The organism is Clostridium tagluense (genome assembly GCF_003865095.1).
Lineage (GTDB): Bacteria > Bacillota > Clostridia > Clostridiales > Clostridiaceae > Clostridium_AD > Clostridium_AD tagluense.
In genome coordinates, this window is record NZ_BHYK01000002.1 from 138,142 (window position 1) to 158,966 (window position 20,825).

The window sequence follows — 20,825 nt, forward strand, 5'->3', positions numbered from 1 at the left end:
CTTATTTCCCCCTTAGTTTATCAATATTTATATTAAGTATTATTAATACATTCCCTATGATAAACTTATTTTTCTTCCCAGTCCATTGATCTTCCAACAGCTTTGTGCCAACCTTTTAAAAGTTCCACTCTTTTTTCTTCTCCCATTTTTGATTCAAAGGATTTTGAAAGTGCCCAGTTTTTTGCGATTTCTTCTTGATCTTTCCAATAGCCAACTGCAAGTCCTGCCAAATATGCAGCACCAAGGGCTGTTGTTTCAATAACTTCTGGTCTGTCAACTTGAACATCTAATATATCTGACTGGAACTGCATTAAGAAGTTATTAGCACAGGCACCACCATCAACTTTTAAAGCCTTAAGTGTAATACCTGAATCTTCTTGCATAGCTTTTAATACATCATTTGTCTGATAAGCTAAGGATTCAAGAGCGGCTCTTATGAAGTGTTCTTTCTTAGTGCCGCGAGTTAACCCGACTACGGCTCCTCTTGCATATGGATCCCAATAAGGTGCGCCAAGTCCGACGAAGGCCGGAACCATGTATACACCGTTTGTATCTTCAACAGCGGTAGCATATTCTTCTGATTCAGGTGCGGTCTTTATCATTCGAAGTTCATCTCTTAACCATTGAATAGTTGCTCCTGCAACAAATACACTTCCTTCAAGAGCGTAGTTAACTTTGCCATTAATACCATAGGCTATAGTTGTAAGCAAACCGTTGTGGGAATCAACTGCTTTTTCACCAGTGTTCATTAATAAGAAGCAACCAGTACCATAGGTGTTTTTAGCTGTTCCTGCTTGATAACAGGTTTGTCCAAATAAAGCAGCTTGTTGATCTCCTGCGGCTCCTGCTATTGCTATAGGAGAACCAAATATTGAATTATCAGTATATCCATAAACACAACTTGATGGTTTTACCTGCGCAAGCATTGATTTAGGGATATCTAAAGTACTAAGTAGTTCATCGTCCCATGTAAGTTTATGAATGTTATATAGCATTGTTCTGGAAGCGTTTGTATAATCTGTTACATGAACCTCTCCTCTGGTTAATTTCCAAATTAACCAAGTATCTATAGTACCAAATATTAAATTGCCTTTTTCAGCTTCGTCTCTAGCACCATTAACGTTATCAAGTATCCATTTTATCTTTGTTCCAGAAAAATAAGCATCAAGTATAAGGCCGGTTTTCTCTCTTACCACTTTATCAAAACCAGTTGCTTTTAATTCATCACAAGTACCAGCTGTTCTTCTGCACTGCCAAACTATTGCGTTGTATACAGGAACTCCAGTGTGTTTATTCCAAACTACTGTAGTTTCTCTTTGGTTTGTGATACCGATAGAGGCGATATCTTCTGCTGTTACATTGATTTTAGCCATAGCTTCTTGTGCCACACCTAGTTGAGTAGCCCAAATTTCCATAGGATCATGCTCAACCCAACCTGCACTTGGAAATATCTGTGTAAATTCTTTTTGTGCTACACTTGCAATTAGTCCTTCTTTGTTAAACAAAATGCATCTTGAACTTGTTGTTCCTTGGTCTAATGCCATTACATACTTAGCCATAAATTTTTACACTCCTTCTTGAATTTATTGGAAAACGTTTACTTGAAGTTTGTAGAAACACGGTATTATACTCATTAATACCGTGAATTTAACAATAATTAATTTGCCACCAAGGTGGAACTTGACACATGCCATTTGCCACCTTGATGGTACTATGCTATAAAGAACATTATGCCTCTTCAATATCCTTAGTTGCTATAATATTTACGCCTGTGTTAAGTACGTTTTTAAGTACTACATCACCTATATGGATGGGAGCTTTCACTGAAAGATTTTTTAATGCTCCTACACAGTCATAAATCAAATTCTTTGGAATATCCTTCTCAGTCTTTACAGGAAGTATCGCACTTTTTCCGTTTGTTACTAAAACAGATGATGTAACAACTCTTGTTGGATTTGTACATTCCTTCTTACCATAGTTTTCACCGATTTTACAGGTATTGCCGGATACACTTATAACTTCATTGCCAGAAAGCTCTACTGTAAGAGCACAACCCACTGGACAGCCTATGCAAGTCAATTCTCTAGTACTCATAATATACTACTCCTTTTCTACTTTTATAGTAATCTTCGTACATTCACTATATTTATCAAAAACTGCTTTAGTTAATTTAACACTTTCCATTTCGCCAGGGGTCAAAATCTTCTTTTTCAAATGCATTTCTAAAGCATCATCAAAGTATACAGATATATAAGAATTTTTATAGACCTCGCCTACTCTAAATCTAACATCTATTCCATTACCGATATTTTCAGCATTGATAGTCGTTGGTACTGTATATCTAACACCACCTGTTGCGAAAATTGGAATCGAAGCTCCCTCATGGTGAATTCCATTTATATAATCTGCGGCATTTCTACCGGCAGTGTAGCTTTCAGTGGTTACATTGTCTACCAAATCGTGAACATGAAGCACATTACCACAGGTAAATATACCAGAGATACTTGTCTGCATACTTTCATCAACCTCAGGTCCTCCAGTAACTCTAGAAAGTTTAACATTTGCTTTTCTAGAAAGTTCATTTTCAGGTAGAAGTCCAACAGATAAGAGTAATGTATCGCAAGGAATATATTCCTCAGTGCCAGCAATTACCTTTCTCTTATCATCAACTGCGGCTATTGTAACTCCAGAAAGTCTATCTCCACCATGTATATTTATTATAGTGTGGCTTAATTTTAGTGGAATATCAAAATCGTCTAAGCACTGTACAATATTCCTCTTAAGTCCACTTGAATGTGGCATAAGTTCTATACAAGCTTTTACTTTTGCTCCTTCTAGGGTCATTCTTCTTGCCATTATAAGTCCGATATCTCCGGAACCAAGGATTACTACTTCTTTGCCTGGCATTAAGCCTTCCACATTAACATATTTTTGAGCTGTTCCTGCTGTATAAATACCTGAACATCTTGAGCCTGGTATGTTTAAAGCTCCCCTTGGTCTTTCACGACAGCCCATTGCAAGTATTATTGCTTTTGCCTTAATCTCAAGAATACCGTCTTTCGCATTTACTGCAGTAACTTGTTTATTATCATTTACATCCAAAACCATAGTATCCAGCTTATACTCAATGCCAAGACTAACAACCTTGTCAATAAATCGTTTTGAATATTCAGGACCAGTTAATTCTTCTTTAAAGGTATGAAGACCGAAACCATTATGAATACATTGATTGAGAATACCACCTAATTGGTCATCTCTTTCTATAATTAAAATGCTATTTATGCCTTGATCCTTTGCAGAAACCGCAGCTGCAAGTCCTGCTGGACCGCCACCTATTATGACTAAATCATATTCTTGCATATTTATTCCTCCAATTTATAGTAAGTCTTTATTTTTGCCAGTTATTAAAATAGAATTCCCACCTGATTTTGTAACCTGGTCGCGAGGTATATTAAGTTCTTTTGATAGTATGTCTACAACTCTTGTAGCACAAAAGCCTGATTGGCATCTCCCCATTCCAGCTCTTGTACGTCTTTTAACGCCATCAAGTGTTGTTGCTCCAAGGGGTCTTCTTATTGAATCTATAATTTCGCCTTCAGTTACGGTTTCACACCTGCAAATAATTTTACCGTATTCAGGTATTTCTTTAATTATTTCTTTTCGCTCTTCATTTGACATTTCTCTAAATTTTCTTATACCTTGTCGTATAGGATTAAATTCTGAATTTTTTTCAGGTGCTAATTTTCCTATTACTATATCAGCTACCATTACAGCAATGCTTGGAGCACTAGTTAAACCTGGTGAATCAATTGATGCTACATTAATAAAGTTTTTAGCATCAATTGCCTCCCCAATTATAAAATCATTTCCACTATTTTTTGCTCTATTGCCTGCAAAAGAGGTTATTACCATATTCATAGGAAGTGGCTCTTGAATGCTTAGTCCTGCGTTCAATAAAATATCATCAATACCTTCCTTAGTTGTACAAAGATTATCTTTGCTTTCTACATCTACAGCATCAGGACCAACGAGCAGATTGCCATCCACAGTAGGTGTAACTAAAACGCCTTTTCCAAGTTTAGTTGGAAGTTGGAAAATTGTTTTTGTAACTAAATCTCCTACAGCTTTATCAAATAAAACGTACTCTCCTCGTTTGGGAAGTATTTTAAATTTGTGATCGCTTACCATATTATTAATTTCATCCGAGAACAAACCAGCTGCGTTTATGATTATTTTTGTTTCAATGGGACCTTTATTAGTTTTTATAATATAATTATTTGATTTTTTTTCTATGGAAGTGACTCCAGTTTCAAATTCAAATTTGACACCGTTGTTATATGCGTTCTCTGCCATAGCAATAGTCATTTCATATGGACAAACTATTCCACCTGTTGGAGCATATAATGCAGCAACACATTTTTTAGTTATATTAGGTTCCATTTCGCGAACCTGATCGCCAGTAAGAATAACTAAACCAGGTACTCCGTTTTTTTGTCCTTGATGAAGTAAATTTTCTAGATCTCCTAGGTGCTGTTTGTCAAAACATAAAACCAATGATCCATTTCTCTTAAATGGGAAATCTAATTCCTTGGCAAGGTCTGTATACATTGCATTACCTAGGGCGTTTAATTTCCCCTTCAGAGTACTTGGATCTGCATCATGCCCTGCATGAACAATAGCACTATTTGCCTTTGAGGTTCCAGAACCCACATCACTAGATTTATCAAGCACACATGTTTTCAAATTATATTTAGATAGCTCTCTTGAAATGGAGCATCCCACAATACCAGCACCAATAATAGTTACATCAAACATCATATTACCTCCTAAACGCAAACAAAAAGAGAACCTTGAAAAATAGGTATAAAATACCTATAGATCAAGGCTCTCTTCTCTTCGCCTCTAAATTATTTAATTTAATACTAGCATAATAATTAAACAATTGCAAGAGCAAATAATTATAAAACCAAATAATGTATATATAAATATAATTCCCATAGATGATTTAATTAGAATGTTATGATTAAAACCTAAAGATTATATTTGTGTATTTGGTATAAAAGCATAACAAATAAATAAACTTGAAAGAAAAATAGCAGTGTGATAAAATTAATTTTATTAATATAAGGTTGAAGATAAGGGAACTATAATTTAAGGTAGCGTATTCTTGATATTTTGTTTTATTATATTAGGTTATATTATGGAAACTAAAATAAATTTTTGGGGGATATATTATTGGAAAACTTAGATCAATTACTAATAGAAAACCCGGTTATTGCAGCAATAAGAAATGAAGAAGATTTAGAAAAAGTAATTCATAGTGGTGTTCTTATTGTGTTTGTATTGTATGGAAGCATAATAAGTCTAAAGAAAATATGTGTGAGGCTTAAAGAGGCAGGCAAAGTAGTATTTGTTCATGTGGATTTGATAGAAGGATTAAAAGGGGATTATACTGGACTGCTTTTTATAAAGCAATGCGGAGAGCCCTACGGTATTATAACTACAAAAGCAACAAATATAAAAAATGGAAAAAAATTAAATTTTTGTGTTATACAGAGAATATTTGTGGTGGATTCACTTTCCCTTAAAACAGGAATACATAATATACAATCTGTGCTGCCAGATGCTGTAGAAGTTATGCCAGGAGTTGCAAGCAAGATTATTAAAAGTATGGAAAATCAAGTTCGAGTACCAATTATAGCAGGGGGCTTAATTCAAACTAAAAAGGATATAATGGAATCAATTAGTGCAGGAGCCATGGCAATTTCAACAACAAAACAAGAATTATGGACTTTATCTGAGGAGTAAAGGAAGCAAGGATTTCAAGTATAATTACTTTGAAATCCTTGTCTTTTATTTTTCAGTAGTTTGTGCACGCGTTTGCACGAAACAATAGGGAATAATTGCGAGAGTTAACCCAGCAAGAGCTAAATGCCATTGCTTGGTATATTCACCAAAGAAGAAGAAGAAAGTTCGCAGTGGTAATGTTTGTGTCTCTGATGAAGGACATTTCCAAGTCCGGCAAAAACTTGTGTGAAAATAAACTGCCAAATAAATCCAAGTATAAGTCCACCAATTAAGTTAGGCATAAAAAATATAGTTCTAAGTAGATTGTTACCTTTCATTCCAGTTGTTACAAGTAAAGCAAGCCCAAATCCGATACAATTTATTACTACTACTGAAACTACAGTAAATAAAGCTGTAAATTTGAATGAATCAAGAAAAGTTGGATCATTAAAAGCGGTTACATAATTTGTAAATCCAACCTTCTTTAACACCATCTAAAGGCGTTGGTAATATACCAATATTTTTAGATAATTCTGGGTCGATACCATCGATTGATCCAAAAGCCCAGTTTCCTTGTTGAATAATTGCTACTTTACCCATAGAGAACATTTTTTCAACTTGCGTTGAATAATCTAAGCTATTAATTGATTTATTAGAACCATCTGGTTTATATGCATATTTAATTTGAAGATCTAATAGTTTTTTTAATGGTTGATTTTGTTTAAATGTTGTTGTTTTTGCATTAAATGCATCTAAAACTGTTGGAAATTCATTTGCAAAAGCAATGTTAGATAAGTGGAGTCCAGTTACCCAAGTTTCCTTGCCAGGCAAAGCAAATACCGCATCTAGTTTTAAGTCTTTTTTCTTTGAATCCAATGTTTTTGATGCAGCTTCTAAATCTGCATAGGTTTTAATTTTTGAAGCATCAATTCCTGCTTTTGTGAATATTTCTTTATTGTAAATAAGTCCATATCCTTCCTGGTTAAATGGCATACCCACAAGTTTGCCATCCATTTTCACAGCGTCTAAGGTTCCAGGGTAAGCTTGTGCTACCCAAGGCTCTTTTGAAAAATCTTGAAGTTTTGCCTTCCAGTCAAGTGCATCTTGAGGTCCACCTATATTGTATATGGTTGGTTCTTGTAGTTAACCCTAGGCAGTGTTGTAGGTTAGTGCGTAAAATTGTCAATGTAGTAGCATCGCATATGATGATTTAATAGAGCTAGATATATGTGTCAAAAGTGTTGCATTGAACTTAAGCTTAAAAAAAAGCAATCTCTTTACCTGAAATAAATTTAAGGTAAAGAGATTGCTTTTTTTAGATTGTTTAAAGTTGTTTGTCACAATCTAAAGGCCCACATATGTCAAACTCGGAATCTGATGGTTCTGGCACAAAATTTGCCTCTTTTTTTGCTTTTTCAAGTTTAGCTTTTTCTATTTTTACTGATTCCTCTGGGCTCAAATTTTTAGGTTGTATTTCTTTATCTGTCATTTGTAATCCTCTCCTTTTTTAATAGTATTAGCTTATTTACTATACTATAACCCTAAATCTAAATTATATCAGTGATTGTGAACAAATATTAATTATTATATTAGATTAATTATTTGTTGTTTTTAAATTTTGGATGCTACTATAATATATGTTATAATACAAGTAAAAAATATTAAGGTAGAGGTGATACTTATGGATCATAAAAGTACAGACATTGCTAAAGTTTCTGTAAAAATGTCCCTATGTTCAAGAGCTAGTGAAGAAAAGCTCATAATAGCTTACAAAGAAAAAGGAGTAATAGTTACTGCAATAGATATTGGAGGTAATTTTTCGGGATTTACTACAAAGGTAATTGAAAGTGCTATTGTAGCATCTAAAAGAGGTGGACTTATAAAGGATTGTCACGTTCATGAGGGTGCTGTAGCGGGTGCTACTAAAGAAGCCTTATCGCAGATTGCATCTAAAGCAAACGGCTTAAATGTGGGCGGTAAAATAGGAATAGCTAGATCTGGTGAACATATAAGTGTGTGTATATTTTTAAGTATAGGACTACTCCATTTGAATGAAGTTGTAATAGGACTTGCACATCGTTCTATACCTGATATTTATTAATTAGGATTTAGCATTTAAAAGTTTCGTATTTTAAAATATATTGACATTTCAAATATATTGTTATACTATATCTATAAAGTTTTAAAGAGGTAGTAGTAACAAATTTGAGGAAGAACATAATGTAGGTAATGTAGGTAATGTAGGTAATGTAGATAATGTAGAATGGTAGCGTAGCATGGTAGGCATTAAATGGTAGGAATTAATACGTAAATAAAGCTGGCTATAAATTAAATAGTAGCTTTTATTTTTATAACTAAATATTTTAGGAGGATGGTAGTATGGTAGCAAAAAAATTATTATTAGGTGTAATAGGCATGTCTTTTTTAGGTGCCTTTGTTTTAACAGGGTGTTTATCTGCTAAAACAAAAAATCAAAGTAATTCTGATAAGGTGATAAATATCGGAATAAGTCAACTCGTAGAACATCCAGCATTAGACAAAACTCGCAAAGGATTTATAGATGCCCTTAGCTCTAAGGGGTTTAAAGATGGCGAAAAAATCAAGATAGACTTTCAAAATGCCCAAGGGGACATACCAACAGCTCAAACTATTGCAAGCAACTTCATTTCCGAAAAGAAGGATTTAATATTTGCTATAGCAACACCTAGCGCGCAGGCAGCATATAGCGGTACTAAAAATATTCCTATACTTATAACTGCTGTAACTGATCCTGTAAAATCCGGTCTTGTAAAATCTCTAAATAAACCAGGTACAAATGTTACAGGCACTAGTGATATATTGCCTATGGATAAACAATTTCAGTTAATGAAAAAATTAATACCTAACTGCAAAAAGGTAGGTATATTGTATAATACTAGTGAAGCAAATTCAGAAATCCAAGTAAATATGGCAAAAGAAAAAGGGTTAAAGATGAATTTAGAAATAATAGCTGTGGGGATTTCAAGTTCTAATGAGATATCACAAGCATTAAATTCATTGATTCCTAAAATTGATGCTTTATATACACTAACGGATAATTTGGTAGCATCTTCAATGCCTCTCATTAGTTCTAAAGCCATTGAAAAAGGAATTCCTGTAATAGGCGCTGAAAAAGCCCACGTTGAGGCTGGTGCACTAGCTACAGAGGGTATAGACTACTACAAACTTGGTTTTCAAACAGGTCTTATGGCAGTTGATATCATAAATGGTAAAAAGCCAAAAGATATGCCAGTGCAGACGTTAAAGGAAACAACACTTACCATAAATGAAGTCGTTGCAAGCAAACTTAAGATTACTATACCTAGTGATTTAAAGTCAAAAGCAGTGCTAGTTAAGGGTGGTGCTAAGTAATGGATGGCTTAATTATAAATATATTAGAACAAGGATTTATATTTGCAATAATGGCTATAGGTGTTTATATAACTTATAGAATATTAGATTTTCCTGATTTATCTGTAGATGGAACCTTTGCATTAGGTGCTGCAGTTACAGCAGCTGCACTAATAAAAGGTGTAAATCCTTATATATCACTACTTTTAGCTTTTATTTCAGGTATGATGGCTGGAGGGGTTACTGGGATACTTCATGTAAAGCTTAAAATAACAAATTTACTTTCGGGTATTCTAGTTATGATTGGACTTTACTCTATAAATCTTAGAATAATGGGCAAAGCTAATATACCACTATTTTCACAAAACACTATTTTTTCTAATGATATTTCCCCGGTAATCATAATTGCACTATTTGCTATTTTAGTTAAGATAGCTTTAGATTTGTTTTTAAAAACAAAACTTGGTTTTATATTAAGAGCTACAGGGGATAATCCTCAAATGGTAACTTCACTAGGCGTTGATATAGGAACTATTAAAATACTTGGTCTTATGATTTCAAATGGTCTTGTAGCAGTTTCAGGTTCTATGATGGCCCAATACCAAAAATTTTCTGATGTAGGTATGGGAACTGGAATTATAGTTATGGGGCTAGCTTCTGTTATATTAGGAGAAGCTATTTTCAAAAAAGCTTCATGGTGGGTTCCAACAACTACGGCAATTTTAGGCTCAATATTATACAAAGGTAGTATATCTTTCGCTTTAAAATTAGGTTTACCACCAACAGATTTAAAACTTGTAACTTGTATAATTGTTATATTTGCTTTGGCTTTAAACGGGCGAAAATTTAATTTGAATTTTAAAATGTTAAAAAGAGTTAATTTGGGAGGTGTGCCAATTGCTCCAAATAAATAATCTTAAAAAAGTTTTCAATAAAGGCACAATAAATGAAAAAGTAATATTCAACAATTTTAACCTTCATATAAATAAAGGGGATTTCATTACTGTAATAGGTAGCAACGGTGCCGGAAAATCAACCCTTTTAAATTTAATATCTGGTTCAATATTACCGACTGGAGGATCTATTTCTTTAAATGGAAGAGATATATCAGCCCTTCCTGAACATAAAAGAACAAAATTTATAGGTAGGGTATTCCAAAATCCAACTTTAGGTACATCCCCTTCTATGTCTATATTAGAAAACTTATCCATGGCTTCTAATAAAGGACGTAAGTTTGGATTAACTCCTGGCATTAACAAGAAAAAAATAGCTCTATTTAAGGAATCATTATCAGGACTATCTTTAGGCCTTGAAAATAATTTAAGTAAAAAGGTTGGTTTGTTATCTGGGGGTCAAAGACAAGCTTTGTCGCTACTTATATCAACCATATCTAATCCAGACTTATTGCTGCTGGATGAACATACAGCAGCCTTAGATCCTAAAACTTCTGAAAATATAATAAAATTAACTAAAAGTACTGTTAGTGAAAAAAATATAACTACAGTGATGATAACTCACAATTTAAATTATGCTATAGATATAGGAAATAGGTTAATAATGCTCCATGCTGGAGAAATACTACTAGATATTAGTGGTGAGGAAAAGAAAAATTTGACTATACCTAAACTATTAGAATTATTTAACAATAAAAGTTCTGTGGATTTTATAAGTGACGAAGTAGCATTCTCTTAAAAATTTTGGAAAGGAGGTAACTTTAAGTTATCTCCTTATTTTAGTTTATAAATTTATTGATACTTAGGTGTACATTTACATGAAAAGGAATTATATACTTAATGTAGAATATAGTATATAGTATGTTTTAGAAAAATTGGAGGAATTTTTATGGGCGAAAATTTAAAACAAACAAAAGATGAAGTCTCACTATTTTTATTTATAACATTTTTAATCACTTTTCTTATGGGCGGTTTTATGCTCTATGTTCATAAAACCATGATAAATGTTAACTTAGCAACATTTGCAGAGGTGCAAATGTTTTATCCAGCTTTTGTTGTTATTGCTTTAAAGATGTTTTACTATAAAGAAGAAATAAACAATAACATATTGATATTTTACAAAATTTATATAGGGTTATTTATAATTTCATTTGCTATTCAAATACTAGGAGTCTTTCTTTTTCCGCATAAATTAGAGATTATACAAGCAATAGTGCTTAGCATATTTAGCATAGTAACTTTTAGTTTGGTTATAAAAAATAAAGAAAATTGTTTCGAAAAAATAAATATGGTTTTTGGTAAGAATTTTAAAATGGTAATTATATTAGCAGTAATATTTTTTATACTGAAATTAGTTGTTTCACTTGTATATGCAATCTTACCGGGGCAAGTATTTTCAATATCTGGTAATGATATTTCAAAAACTATCTTATCAATAATTACAATTCCAATTAACATTGTACTAATTTGGATTATGTTTTTTGGTGAAGAATTTGCATGGAGAGGATATTTACAACCAAGACTTCAGGTTATGTTTGGTAAAAAGCTAGGAGTGATAATTTTAGGGTTTATTTGGGGATTTTGGCATTTTCCATTATGTTTTATGTTATACAGTCCAGCTACACCTATACTCTGCGTTATTTCTCATGTTTTTTATTGTACTATAATTGGAGTGTTTTTAGGATATGTTTATATGAAAACAGGCAACCTTTGGTCCGTTATAATTATTCATATAATTAACAATTCTTCCTTGTCAGCTGGAGCGGGTTATGGAGCAATATTGACCTTAAAAGATGTGGCTATTTCAATTTTATTGTTTGCTATAGTTTATTTACCTTTCATATTTACTAAAGAATATAAGGCTGATAAGAATGAATTTAATATACAAGAATAAATAGATAGAGAAGATTTCATCTCTTAAGTGCTGAGTAGCTTAAGAGAATTTGTCTGAAACCCTGGAGGGAATAATGTATGAATATATATTTTAAAAAAGTAACAAGTGAAAATTATAAAAAGGTAATATTACTATCAGTAGAAGAAAGTCAGAGAAACTTTATTGAAAGTAATGAAGTTTCTTTGGAAGAATCAAAAACAGGAGATCATTGGAGGCCGGTTGCTATATACAATGATAATGATATTATTGGATTTGCAATGTATGGGTATTTTCATTGTGAAAAACGTGTGTGGCTTGATAGACTTATGATTGATAAGAATCATCAAGGGAAAGGTTACGGTAAGATTGTACTAAAGTTATTAATAAATCACATTATATCAGAGTATAAATGTGATGAAATTTATTTAAGTATTTTAAAAGACAATGTTAATGCACAAAGATTATATGAAGAATTTAATTTTAGGTTTAATGGAGAATTAGATATTAGTGGAGAATTTATAATGGTATTAAAAATATAGAATATTCCAGTAAAATGGATTCACAGGAATAACTAATAAACTTGCCGGGTAGTGGCACCTGTGCTCTGAGGAGAGAATATGAATAAAAATATTAATATACTAATAGTAGAAGATGATAATACCATAAATACTTTACTCGCTAGGCTTATGGAGAAAAAGGGATATAATGTAGTTCAAGCTTATTCAGGTACAGAGGCTATGTTATGTATTGAAGCTAAGGATTTTCAATTAATAATTTTGGATTTGATGTTGCCTGGAATAGCAGGGGATGAATTAATTAAAAATATAAGAAAAACTAAAGAAATGCCTGTAATTGTAATCTCAGCTAAAGTTGATAAAAAAGATAAGGTGGAGCTACTTAATCTAGGCGCAGATGACTATATTACTAAGCCTTTTGATATAGAGGAAGTATCAGCTAGAGTTTATTCAAATCTTAGAAGGTACATGAAGTTTAATAATAACAATGATGAAAACCAAAATTTAGTTTATAAAAATATAACCTTGAATAAAGAAACCAAAGAGGTTTATGTAAACAATAAGGAAATTAATTTCACAGCAAGAGAATTTAATATACTCCAGTTATTTTTGAGTTATCCGAAAAAGGTATTTTCAAAGGCAAATTTATTTGAAAGTGTATGGAAAGAAGAATATTTAGGCGATGATAATACGATAAATGTTCATATGAGTAATTTAAGAAACAAATTACAAAAAGCTAATCCAAAAGAAGAGTATATAGAAACTTTATGGGGAATGGGGTATAAACTTAAAGGACAAACTTAAGATTTTCTTAAGGAATCCTTTAAGTTTTTTTATGTTTTGGGCTATAGAATAATCTTAACAGATTAAATTAAATCTGAATTTTTTAGATTTAGGGGGAGATTATTTATGAATGAAGTTTTAAAAGTTAATGATGTAACTAAAGTTTACGGAAAACAAACGGTACTTGATAATGTTAATTTATCCTTAAAGCAAGGTGAAATTATGGGGCTGGTAGGACCTAATGGTGCAGGAAAGACTACCCTTATGAAAATCATTACAGGACTTATTAAAAAATATGATGGGGATGTTTATATAAAAGATGAAGATATAAAAAACAAGAAAAAACATAATACAAAGCAAATAGGTTGTGTAATAGAAACACCTGGCTTTTATCCAGACTTAACAGGCTATGAAAATTTATTATTTTTCGCTGAAATATCTGGATTAAAAGATAAAAATGAAATCAATGAAATAGTTAAAAAATTAGGCATTGAAAGTTATGTGAATAAAAAAGCAAAAAAATATTCTTTAGGAATGAAACAAAGACTGGGAGTAGCTCAGGCAGTTTTAACGTATCCACCTATATTAATATTAGATGAACCTACTAATGGATTAGATCCTGCCATAGTGCCAGAGCTTAGGAAATTCATAAAGTATATAGCAAAGGAAAAGAAAACGGCAGTACTTATATCAAGTCATATTCTTTCTGAGATAGAACTAATGTGTGACAAAGTTGCATTTATACAAGAAGGAAAAATAATTAAAATTGAAAGTTTAAAGAAAAGTGAAAAAGATACTGCTGTCATTGCTTTTGTAACAAGTAAATTAGAAGAATTAAAGAGCTTTTTTAATGATAAAAAGCTGAATTATAAAATATTAGGTGAAGATAAATTGCATGTTGCATTAAATCCTAATGAATTAGAAAATTTAGTTTTAAGTATAAGCAAAAAGAACATACCAATTAGAAGCGTATACGAGGTAAAAGAAAGCTTAGAACAAAAATACTTAAAAACTATGGGAGATGATAAAAATGCATAAGTTACTAAAGATATCTTGGCTTAATGTTAAAAATGCAGCATGTTCCAAGGAGTTTTTATTAGGAATAATTGCAGCTTTTTCTTATTCTATGTTATGGGTTTTTCTTGTTCACCCTGCGCAGTATGGACTGGAGGCCTACGATTTTGAATTTGGACGTTTTTTATATGTAATAATACTATATGCAGCTGTTTCAATTATTAGAAATGATATAAGGTTTAACACCACAAAAACTATTTTTACAGGAGTCTTTAGCAGAATAGAAATAATGATTTCAAAAGGGATAGGTTTAATTATATGGGGAATTATTTTTTCTGTAATAGTTGAGATAAATAATGTATTAGTATCTTGCATCTTGCATGAAAAAATAGGAATCACTGGATTTTTAGAGTTAAATCATTTGCACCTATTTATTACTTATATTGTTATAACATTTTGTATGGGCAGTCTTATGGTGCTTATTGTTTCTATAATGTTTAGCGAAAAAAAATCTATTTTATTTTTTATAGTAATACTTAGCATGGTGAATTTTTATACTGCGGCTATTACAACTCTTATTGGTAGGCGTCCAGAAATTGCAAAGAATTTTTCTACTTATATGAAAACACCTTTTTATAATACAGTGCTCTTAATGCAAGGTCAGTTTAACATGGAATCAGTATTAATAAATATAGAGTGGGCAGTGTTCTTTTGTGTTTTATCTGTTTTTATTATTAATAAAAGAGAAATTAAATAGAATAGGAGATGATTTGTTTTGGAAAGAATTTTAAAGGTTATAACCTTAGAGATAAAGAAAAAAAGATTTTTAAAGAATTTAATAATTTCTTTATTTGCTTTGACTTGTATTTTATTTTTAGTTTGTGTAAAAGGTGGAATGACAAGAATACCATCAATGTTATTACAACTGGTTCCATATATAATTTTAGTTATTTACAGTGTCTCATTAACACAGGAGTTTGAAAATAAAACAGATAAAATCATATTTACAGGTATATTTAGTAGAAATGAAATAATGGTTTCTAAAATAATTAGTTGTATAGTTACATCTATAATATGCTTTATATTTTATGAAATCATGTCAATTATATGCAATACTTTTAATGGAGCAACATTTTTTAATGAATTACATGTATTTCTTATTTATGCTTTTACTTTGGGTTCTTTTATATTATTAGTTTCAGTTATTACGCCTAATGCTATACTTACAGGAATTATTGGTTATGTAATGTACTTTGATTTGATTCTAGCACTTTTAAATCAAGCATTAGAATCTAGCAGAAATGAAATGTTAAAACATGTTATACTAAATTTGCCATTCTATATAGCTAATACTGGATTTTATATAGGTAATTATACTCTGCACCAGTCCATTATTATGATAAGCTGTGGAATACTATTTTTAGGATCAGCTTGTGTTATAATTTACAGAAAAAACATGTAGGATGGTTATTATAACAAGCTAGATGGAATTTTTATTAATATGTGAAAGCAGCCTGGAATATTTAATTAAAAACTTTTATTAGTTGATTATGGAGGATATTTATGAAATGGATAGCTTTGTATTAAAAATAAATAAGCTTACAAAAAAATATAAAAATATAAGTGTGCTTAACAATATTAGTATGACAGTAAAAAAAGGACAAATATATGGACTTATTGGTCTAAATGGAGCGGGAAAAAGTACTTTAATAAAAATTATAACAGGGCTTATAGAAAAAAACAGTGGAAGTATGGAGTTGTTTTGTGAGCATGAAGCTTTGAAAATAGAAAATAGTCGGAGGCGAATAGGTGCCATTATAGAGTCGCCAGCACTTTATGAAAATAGAACCGTTTATGAGAATATGCATATGGATAGAATTCAAAAAGGCATTCCAGGAAAAGCGTGTATAGAAAAGTGGTTGTGCATAGTAGGCCTAATGGATGTACAATATAAAAAGGTGAAAACACTGTCCTTAGGAAGTAAGCAAAGATTAGGTATAGCAATGGCACTACTTGGTGAACCAGAATTTTTAATTTTAGATGAACCAATTAATGGGTTGGATCCAATAGGTATAATTGAGATACGTGAATTATTGAAAAAATTAAATGTAGAATATGGAATGACAATTCTCATTTCTAGTCATATATTAGAAGAACTTTATCATATTGCGAATTACTATGGAATAATTCATAAAGGCAGATTAATAGAAGAAATAACTGCAGATGAGTTAAATGAAAGATGTAAAAAATTTATTCATATTAAAGTTGATAATGCATCTAAAGTAGCCGTTATAATAGAAAAAAAGCTAAAAACTTCAAATTTTAATATTTTATCTGATAATATTATAAAACTATATGATTATATAGATGATTCAGGAAAAGTAACAGAGGTACTTGTAAAAGAAGGAATTATAGTGGAACAAATTATGCCTATGAGAGAAAATTTGGAAACATATTTTGCTAAAGTCATAGGAGGACTCCAAAATGCTTAATTTAATAAAAGTTGAATTCTATAAATTAAAAACTTCTAAGTTATTTTATTTCATAATATTTGTTAATTTACTCCAAGCTGTTGTAATTTATATTTTTTCAGACAATTTAAGAGTTATGAATGGCAAAAAATCACTAGCATTTATATTTAATATGCAAAGTTCCTTAGCATTAATAATATTAATAGGAATATTTGCTTCGGATTATATAGTAACTGAGTTTACTTCTGGATGTATCAAAAACACAATTTCCTATGGACATAAAAGAATAAGTATTTTCACAGCAAAAAGTATAGCCTATTATGTAGGTATTGTAATTATTAGTTTTATACCACCATTATTAATGACAGGTATAAATACGGTAATTAATGGATATGGAGAATCAATTACGGTTAATTCTTTATTGTTTGTAGTAGGGTTATTTCTGCTAATGCTACTTATATATGCTGCTATAGGGAGTATTAATGTTTTAATAGCATTTACATCTAGAAATCTTATTGTTACTATGGCGTTAATTGTATCATTGGATTTTATCAATAGAATATTTATGATATTAGCTATTCAAAAACCAGCATTAATGTCAATTTGTAAGAAATCAATATTTGTTCAGCCAAGTATAGTAGCATCAAATAGTCTCACATCCTGGTCAGCTCTACAGGCGGCTATTATATCTATAATAACTATATGTATAGCTACAACAATAGGTGGGTATGCTTTCAAAAAAGCCGACATAAGTTGAAGTCGTTAATGTAACAGTACCAAAGGTGATGACTTAAAGAAAGCTCACACTTCTAAAGTAGAGGGTAACTAACGAAAGGCGGGGAGGAAAATGATATATATAATTGCAGTCTTATTAATTATAGTAACATTTTTAATAACTCGTTTGTTTTATGTGGAAAGAGGAGTAGAAAGTATAACAAAGCAGCTTATAGATATTAATGAAAATAAAAGAGATAAAAAGTTAACAATAGGATTATTAAGTAAACGGATTGAAGCATTAGCTGAAGAAATAAATAGGATTATACAGGTGAAGAAACAAAGTAAGGCAAATAAAATCAAGAGTGAAAATGATTTAAGACAAACAATTGCAAATATGTCTCACGATCTTAGAACACCTTTAACATCGATTATAGGGTATATTCAATTTTTAAAACTAGATAATATAAGTGAAGATGAAAAAAAAGAATATTTGGATATAGCTGAGCAAAGAGCAAAATCACTAGAGTGTTTGTTAAATGATTTTTATGAGTTGTCTTTAATAGAATCATTAGATTATGAGTTGTATTTACAAAAAATAAATATTAATAAAATACTGCAAGAAGTTATGCTAAGCAAATATGCTGATTTTATGAATAGAGACATAAGGGTAAATATAGAAATACCTAAAGAAAACATATATATAGTAGCTGAAGAAAAATCCTTAGAGCGTGTAATAGAAAATTTATTAAGTAATACCGTTAAATATGCAAAAGATACTGTTGATATTTGTTTGAAAATAGAGAATAATATGGTACTACTGAGAATTAGTAACATTGATAAAGATTTGACTTTAGATGATGCAAAACATATTTTTGATAGATTTTATATGGCAGATAAAACAAGGAGTGATAAGGGAACTGGTTTGGGACTTGCAATTGTAAAAGGATTAGTTCAGAAGATGAACGGGGATATAACAGCAGATATTATAGATAAAACCTTAAATATTTATTGTAAGTTTCAAATTATCAAATCATAATTGATATTCATATAGGAAATAATAACATAGTTTGTTTATAAGTGGGATAATTTAAAATTATAAGAGTATGTATAATAATTTTCCAATATATGCATTAAGATATCCGACAGTTATTTTGTTGTTCCACTAATATATGTGATTGTATCATTAACTCCAAGCTTGCTTTCATATGTAACTTTATTAAAAATTGAAGGTCAGGCTAAAATTAGTAAGAGTAGTATTATAGTAATGGCAGTAGGTGGTTTATTTGTTGCTAAGGCAGCGCCAATTGCAGTGGGTATATATTTGATAACTACAAGTGTGTTTAATTTTTTAGAAGAGTTTGTTTTTAGAATGTATATGAGAAATTTAAAAACTGAAAAGTAACATTAATATGCACATAGGATTTTCGAATTTAACTTATTAATTCTTGACATATCATAATATAAAATATAAAATTCAACTATAGTATAATTTCATATTTTAAATTATGCACAATGAAGTGTATTAAATGAGCAAAGATGCCCCATGGGAAATAATTCCTATGGGGCTTTTTTTATTGTATTGTGAAAGGAGAATATTAATGGAAAGTTTTAACATTAAAACACAGATATATTTTGGGGACGATTCATTAGAAAGATTAAGTAAGCTTAATTGTCATAAGGTATTTATAGTTACGGATCCCTTTATGGTAAAGTCAGGTGCTATAAATAAAATTACTGATGAAGTTTTAAAGGGAGGTGCTAAGTATCTAATATTTTCAGATATTTTGCCAGATCCGCCCATTGAAGTTGTAGTAAAAGGTATAGAGGTTATGATGAGATTTAATCCAGAGGTAGTTATAGCTCTAGGTGGTGGTTCTGCTATAGATGCAGCAAAGGCAATATGTTCTTTTAGTTCTAAAGTGCAAGAGCGTATAGGATGTGGAGTTAAAAATACTAATAAAATTAAATTTATAGCTATACCTACAACTAGTGGTACAGGTTCAGAGGTCACAAGTTTTTCTGTGATTACAGATGCAAGTAAAAATATAAAATATCCACTAGTATCAGATGAATTAATTCCTGATGAGGCTATATTAGATGCACAGCTTGTTATACCTGTACCAAATTTTATAACAGCAGATACAGGTATGGATGTATTAACCCATGCTATAGAAGCCTATGTTTCTACAAAGGCAACAGACTATACGGATGCCTTAGCCGAAAAAGCTATAAAACTGGTTTTTCAAAATTTAATGAGGGTTTATAAGAATGGTAATGATATTGAAGCAAGAAAGAAAATGCATAATGCTTCATGTATAGCAGGTATAGCGTTTAATAATGCATCACTTGGACTAAATCATGGAATGGCACATATTATTGGTGGGAAATTTCATGTGTCTCATGGAAGATCTAATGCTATAGTACTGCCACATGTAATAGAATACAATGCACATATAAAAGGTTTTAATTCAAGTGATTATACAGAGGCAGCTAAAAGATATTGTGAAATAGCTAAAATATTAGGCTTGCCATCTTCAAATGTTAGACAAGGGGTAAAAAATCTAATAGGAGCTATAAATAAGCTTTTAAAGGAATTAAATATGCCTAAATCACTAAAAGAAGCAGGAATAAGGGAAGAAGATTTTCAAAAGGAAATTTTAGAAATGTCTAATATAGCTATAGCGGATAGATGCACTGAAACAAACCCAAGAATACCTTGCCAAGGGGAAATAAAAGATTTATTTGAAAGGGTTTTTTATGAAAATTAATAAGGCACATTAAAATAAATCACACTGAAAAATTCACAATATTAAAAATATTTCCTATTGATTGAATTTTAATATTGACAAATTAAACCAAGGGGTATAGAATCTAAATATGGGTGCACAATGGCGTGCAAGTCTTAAAGAAAGCAATGTGGCTTCTTAAAAATATAATTATATTTTTAAGAAGCCTATATTTTTATAAAATTTAAAGGATTTGTGGTGATACTATGGAAGAAAAACAAAGAGTAATACAGGAATATGTTCCTGGAAAGCAAGTTACATTAGCCCATTTAATTGCGAATCCCAACAAAGATCTATATAAAAAATTAGGACTTACATCAGACCATAAGGATGCCTTAGGAATACTTACTATAACACCTAGTGAGGCTTCTATTATAGCAGCAGATGTGGCGACAAAGTCAGCAGATGTATCTATTGGTTTTGTAGACAGATTTAGTGGCTCAGTGGTTATAGTTGGTGATGTAGGTAGCGTAGAGTCAGCACTTACTGAAGTTATAAAGGTTCTTACTAATGTGCTTGATTTTTCCGAATGTAAAATAACTAGATCTTAGAGGTGC

24 protein-coding genes are annotated in these 20,825 nt (G+C 30.9%); 18 read left to right on the forward strand and 6 right to left on the reverse strand.

Annotation, left to right across the window (positions count from 1 at the left end):
* Positions 1-65: 65 nt before the first annotated feature.
* From glpK to Ctaglu_RS02065, 4 genes are all read right to left on the reverse strand, one after another.
* Positions 66-1,559: a glycerol kinase GlpK gene (gene glpK / locus Ctaglu_RS02050; RefSeq protein ID WP_124997562.1), complete on the reverse strand. Its 1,494-nt coding sequence runs from the start codon at positions 1,557-1,559 to the stop codon at positions 66-68.
* A gap of 169 nt (positions 1,560-1,728) precedes the next feature.
* Positions 1,729-2,094: a DUF1667 domain-containing protein gene (locus Ctaglu_RS02055; RefSeq protein ID WP_124997564.1), complete on the reverse strand. Its 366-nt coding sequence runs from the start codon at positions 2,092-2,094 to the stop codon at positions 1,729-1,731.
* Positions 2,095-2,100: 6 nt separating this feature from the next.
* A complete protein-coding gene (locus Ctaglu_RS02060; protein ID WP_124997567.1) occupies positions 2,101-3,360 on the reverse strand; it encodes an NAD(P)/FAD-dependent oxidoreductase in 1,260 nt (419 codons plus the stop codon).
* 15 nt (positions 3,361-3,375) lie between these two features.
* A complete protein-coding gene (locus Ctaglu_RS02065) occupies positions 3,376-4,815 on the reverse strand; it encodes an NAD(P)/FAD-dependent oxidoreductase (protein WP_124997820.1) in 1,440 nt (479 codons plus the stop codon).
* 420 nt (positions 4,816-5,235) lie between these two features.
* Here Ctaglu_RS02065 and Ctaglu_RS02070 point away from each other — a divergent pair, with 420 nt between their 5' ends.
* The gene (locus tag Ctaglu_RS02070; RefSeq protein ID WP_124997569.1) at positions 5,236-5,808 is read left to right on the forward strand and encodes a glycerol-3-phosphate responsive antiterminator; all 573 of its coding nucleotides are present in this window, start codon (positions 5,236-5,238) and stop codon (positions 5,806-5,808) included.
* Between the two features lie 225 nt (positions 5,809-6,033).
* The gene (locus Ctaglu_RS26440; protein ID WP_124997573.1) at positions 6,034-6,252 is read left to right on the forward strand and encodes a hypothetical protein; all 219 of its coding nucleotides are present in this window, start codon (positions 6,034-6,036) and stop codon (positions 6,250-6,252) included.
* Here Ctaglu_RS26440 and Ctaglu_RS02085 read toward each other — a convergent pair.
* Together Ctaglu_RS02085 and Ctaglu_RS24980 are read right to left on the reverse strand one after the other, a co-directional pair.
* Positions 6,235-6,915: an ABC transporter substrate-binding protein gene (locus Ctaglu_RS02085; RefSeq protein WP_124997575.1), complete on the reverse strand. Its 681-nt coding sequence runs from the start codon at positions 6,913-6,915 to the stop codon at positions 6,235-6,237. The two genes, Ctaglu_RS26440 and Ctaglu_RS02085, sit on opposite strands and share 18 nt — an antisense overlap.
* Before the next feature lie 196 nt (positions 6,916-7,111).
* A complete protein-coding gene (locus tag Ctaglu_RS24980) occupies positions 7,112-7,276 on the reverse strand; it encodes a hypothetical protein (RefSeq protein ID WP_185732568.1) in 165 nt (54 codons plus the stop codon).
* 192 nt (positions 7,277-7,468) lie between these two features.
* Here Ctaglu_RS24980 and Ctaglu_RS02090 point away from each other — a divergent pair, with 192 nt between their 5' ends.
* From Ctaglu_RS02090 to eutS, 16 genes are all read left to right on the forward strand, one after another.
* Positions 7,469-7,888: a HutP family protein gene (locus Ctaglu_RS02090; RefSeq protein WP_124997577.1), complete on the forward strand. Its 420-nt coding sequence runs from the start codon at positions 7,469-7,471 to the stop codon at positions 7,886-7,888.
* Between the two features lie 278 nt (positions 7,889-8,166).
* On the forward strand, positions 8,167-9,177 hold the full coding sequence (locus tag Ctaglu_RS02095; protein WP_124997579.1) for an ABC transporter substrate-binding protein: 1,011 nt from the start codon (positions 8,167-8,169) through the stop codon (positions 9,175-9,177).
* Complete coding sequence (locus Ctaglu_RS02100; protein ID WP_124997581.1) at positions 9,177-10,070, forward strand: ABC transporter permease; 894 nt, start codon at positions 9,177-9,179, stop codon at positions 10,068-10,070. Before Ctaglu_RS02095 ends, Ctaglu_RS02100 begins: the two co-directional genes overlap by 1 nt.
* A complete protein-coding gene (locus tag Ctaglu_RS02105; protein WP_124997583.1) occupies positions 10,054-10,848 on the forward strand; it encodes an ABC transporter ATP-binding protein in 795 nt (264 codons plus the stop codon). The genes Ctaglu_RS02100 and Ctaglu_RS02105 overlap by 17 nt, the downstream gene beginning before the upstream one ends.
* Before the next feature lie 150 nt (positions 10,849-10,998).
* A complete protein-coding gene (locus tag Ctaglu_RS02110; RefSeq protein ID WP_124997585.1) occupies positions 10,999-12,003 on the forward strand; it encodes a type II CAAX endopeptidase family protein in 1,005 nt (334 codons plus the stop codon).
* Between the two features lie 77 nt (positions 12,004-12,080).
* Positions 12,081-12,521, forward strand: coding sequence for a GNAT family N-acetyltransferase (locus tag Ctaglu_RS02115; protein ID WP_124997587.1), 441 nt, complete (start codon positions 12,081-12,083; stop codon positions 12,519-12,521).
* 78 nt (positions 12,522-12,599) lie between these two features.
* Positions 12,600-13,301 (forward strand): response regulator transcription factor, encoded by a 702-nt coding sequence (locus tag Ctaglu_RS02120; RefSeq protein ID WP_124997589.1) that lies wholly within the window; start codon positions 12,600-12,602, stop codon positions 13,299-13,301.
* 105 nt (positions 13,302-13,406) lie between these two features.
* Complete coding sequence (locus tag Ctaglu_RS02125) at positions 13,407-14,318, forward strand: ABC transporter ATP-binding protein (protein WP_124997591.1); 912 nt, start codon at positions 13,407-13,409, stop codon at positions 14,316-14,318.
* Complete coding sequence (locus tag Ctaglu_RS02130) at positions 14,311-15,051, forward strand: hypothetical protein (RefSeq protein ID WP_124997593.1); 741 nt, start codon at positions 14,311-14,313, stop codon at positions 15,049-15,051. The genes Ctaglu_RS02125 and Ctaglu_RS02130 overlap by 8 nt, the downstream gene beginning before the upstream one ends.
* 18 nt (positions 15,052-15,069) lie before the next feature.
* Positions 15,070-15,756 carry an ABC transporter permease gene (locus tag Ctaglu_RS02135; RefSeq protein WP_124997595.1) on the forward strand — a complete coding sequence of 229 codons (687 nt, stop codon included), beginning with the start codon at positions 15,070-15,072 and terminating at the stop codon, positions 15,754-15,756.
* A gap of 106 nt (positions 15,757-15,862) precedes the next feature.
* On the forward strand, positions 15,863-16,786 hold the full coding sequence (locus tag Ctaglu_RS02140; RefSeq protein WP_124997597.1) for an ABC transporter ATP-binding protein: 924 nt from the start codon (positions 15,863-15,865) through the stop codon (positions 16,784-16,786).
* Positions 16,779-17,522 carry an ABC transporter permease gene (locus tag Ctaglu_RS02145; protein WP_124997601.1) on the forward strand — a complete coding sequence of 248 codons (744 nt, stop codon included), beginning with the start codon at positions 16,779-16,781 and terminating at the stop codon, positions 17,520-17,522. Before Ctaglu_RS02140 ends, Ctaglu_RS02145 begins: the two co-directional genes overlap by 8 nt.
* A gap of 90 nt (positions 17,523-17,612) precedes the next feature.
* A complete protein-coding gene (locus tag Ctaglu_RS02150) occupies positions 17,613-18,518 on the forward strand; it encodes a sensor histidine kinase (protein WP_124997603.1) in 906 nt (301 codons plus the stop codon).
* A gap of 228 nt (positions 18,519-18,746) precedes the next feature.
* On the forward strand, positions 18,747-18,884 hold the full coding sequence (locus Ctaglu_RS25740) for a hypothetical protein (protein WP_207669438.1): 138 nt from the start codon (positions 18,747-18,749) through the stop codon (positions 18,882-18,884).
* A gap of 196 nt (positions 18,885-19,080) precedes the next feature.
* Positions 19,081-20,250 (forward strand): 1-propanol dehydrogenase PduQ, encoded by a 1,170-nt coding sequence (locus Ctaglu_RS02160; protein ID WP_124997605.1) that lies wholly within the window; start codon positions 19,081-19,083, stop codon positions 20,248-20,250.
* A gap of 224 nt (positions 20,251-20,474) precedes the next feature.
* Positions 20,475-20,819 carry an ethanolamine utilization microcompartment protein EutS gene (eutS, locus tag Ctaglu_RS02165; protein WP_124997607.1) on the forward strand — a complete coding sequence of 115 codons (345 nt, stop codon included), beginning with the start codon at positions 20,475-20,477 and terminating at the stop codon, positions 20,817-20,819.
* Positions 20,820-20,825: the final 6 nt, after the last annotated feature.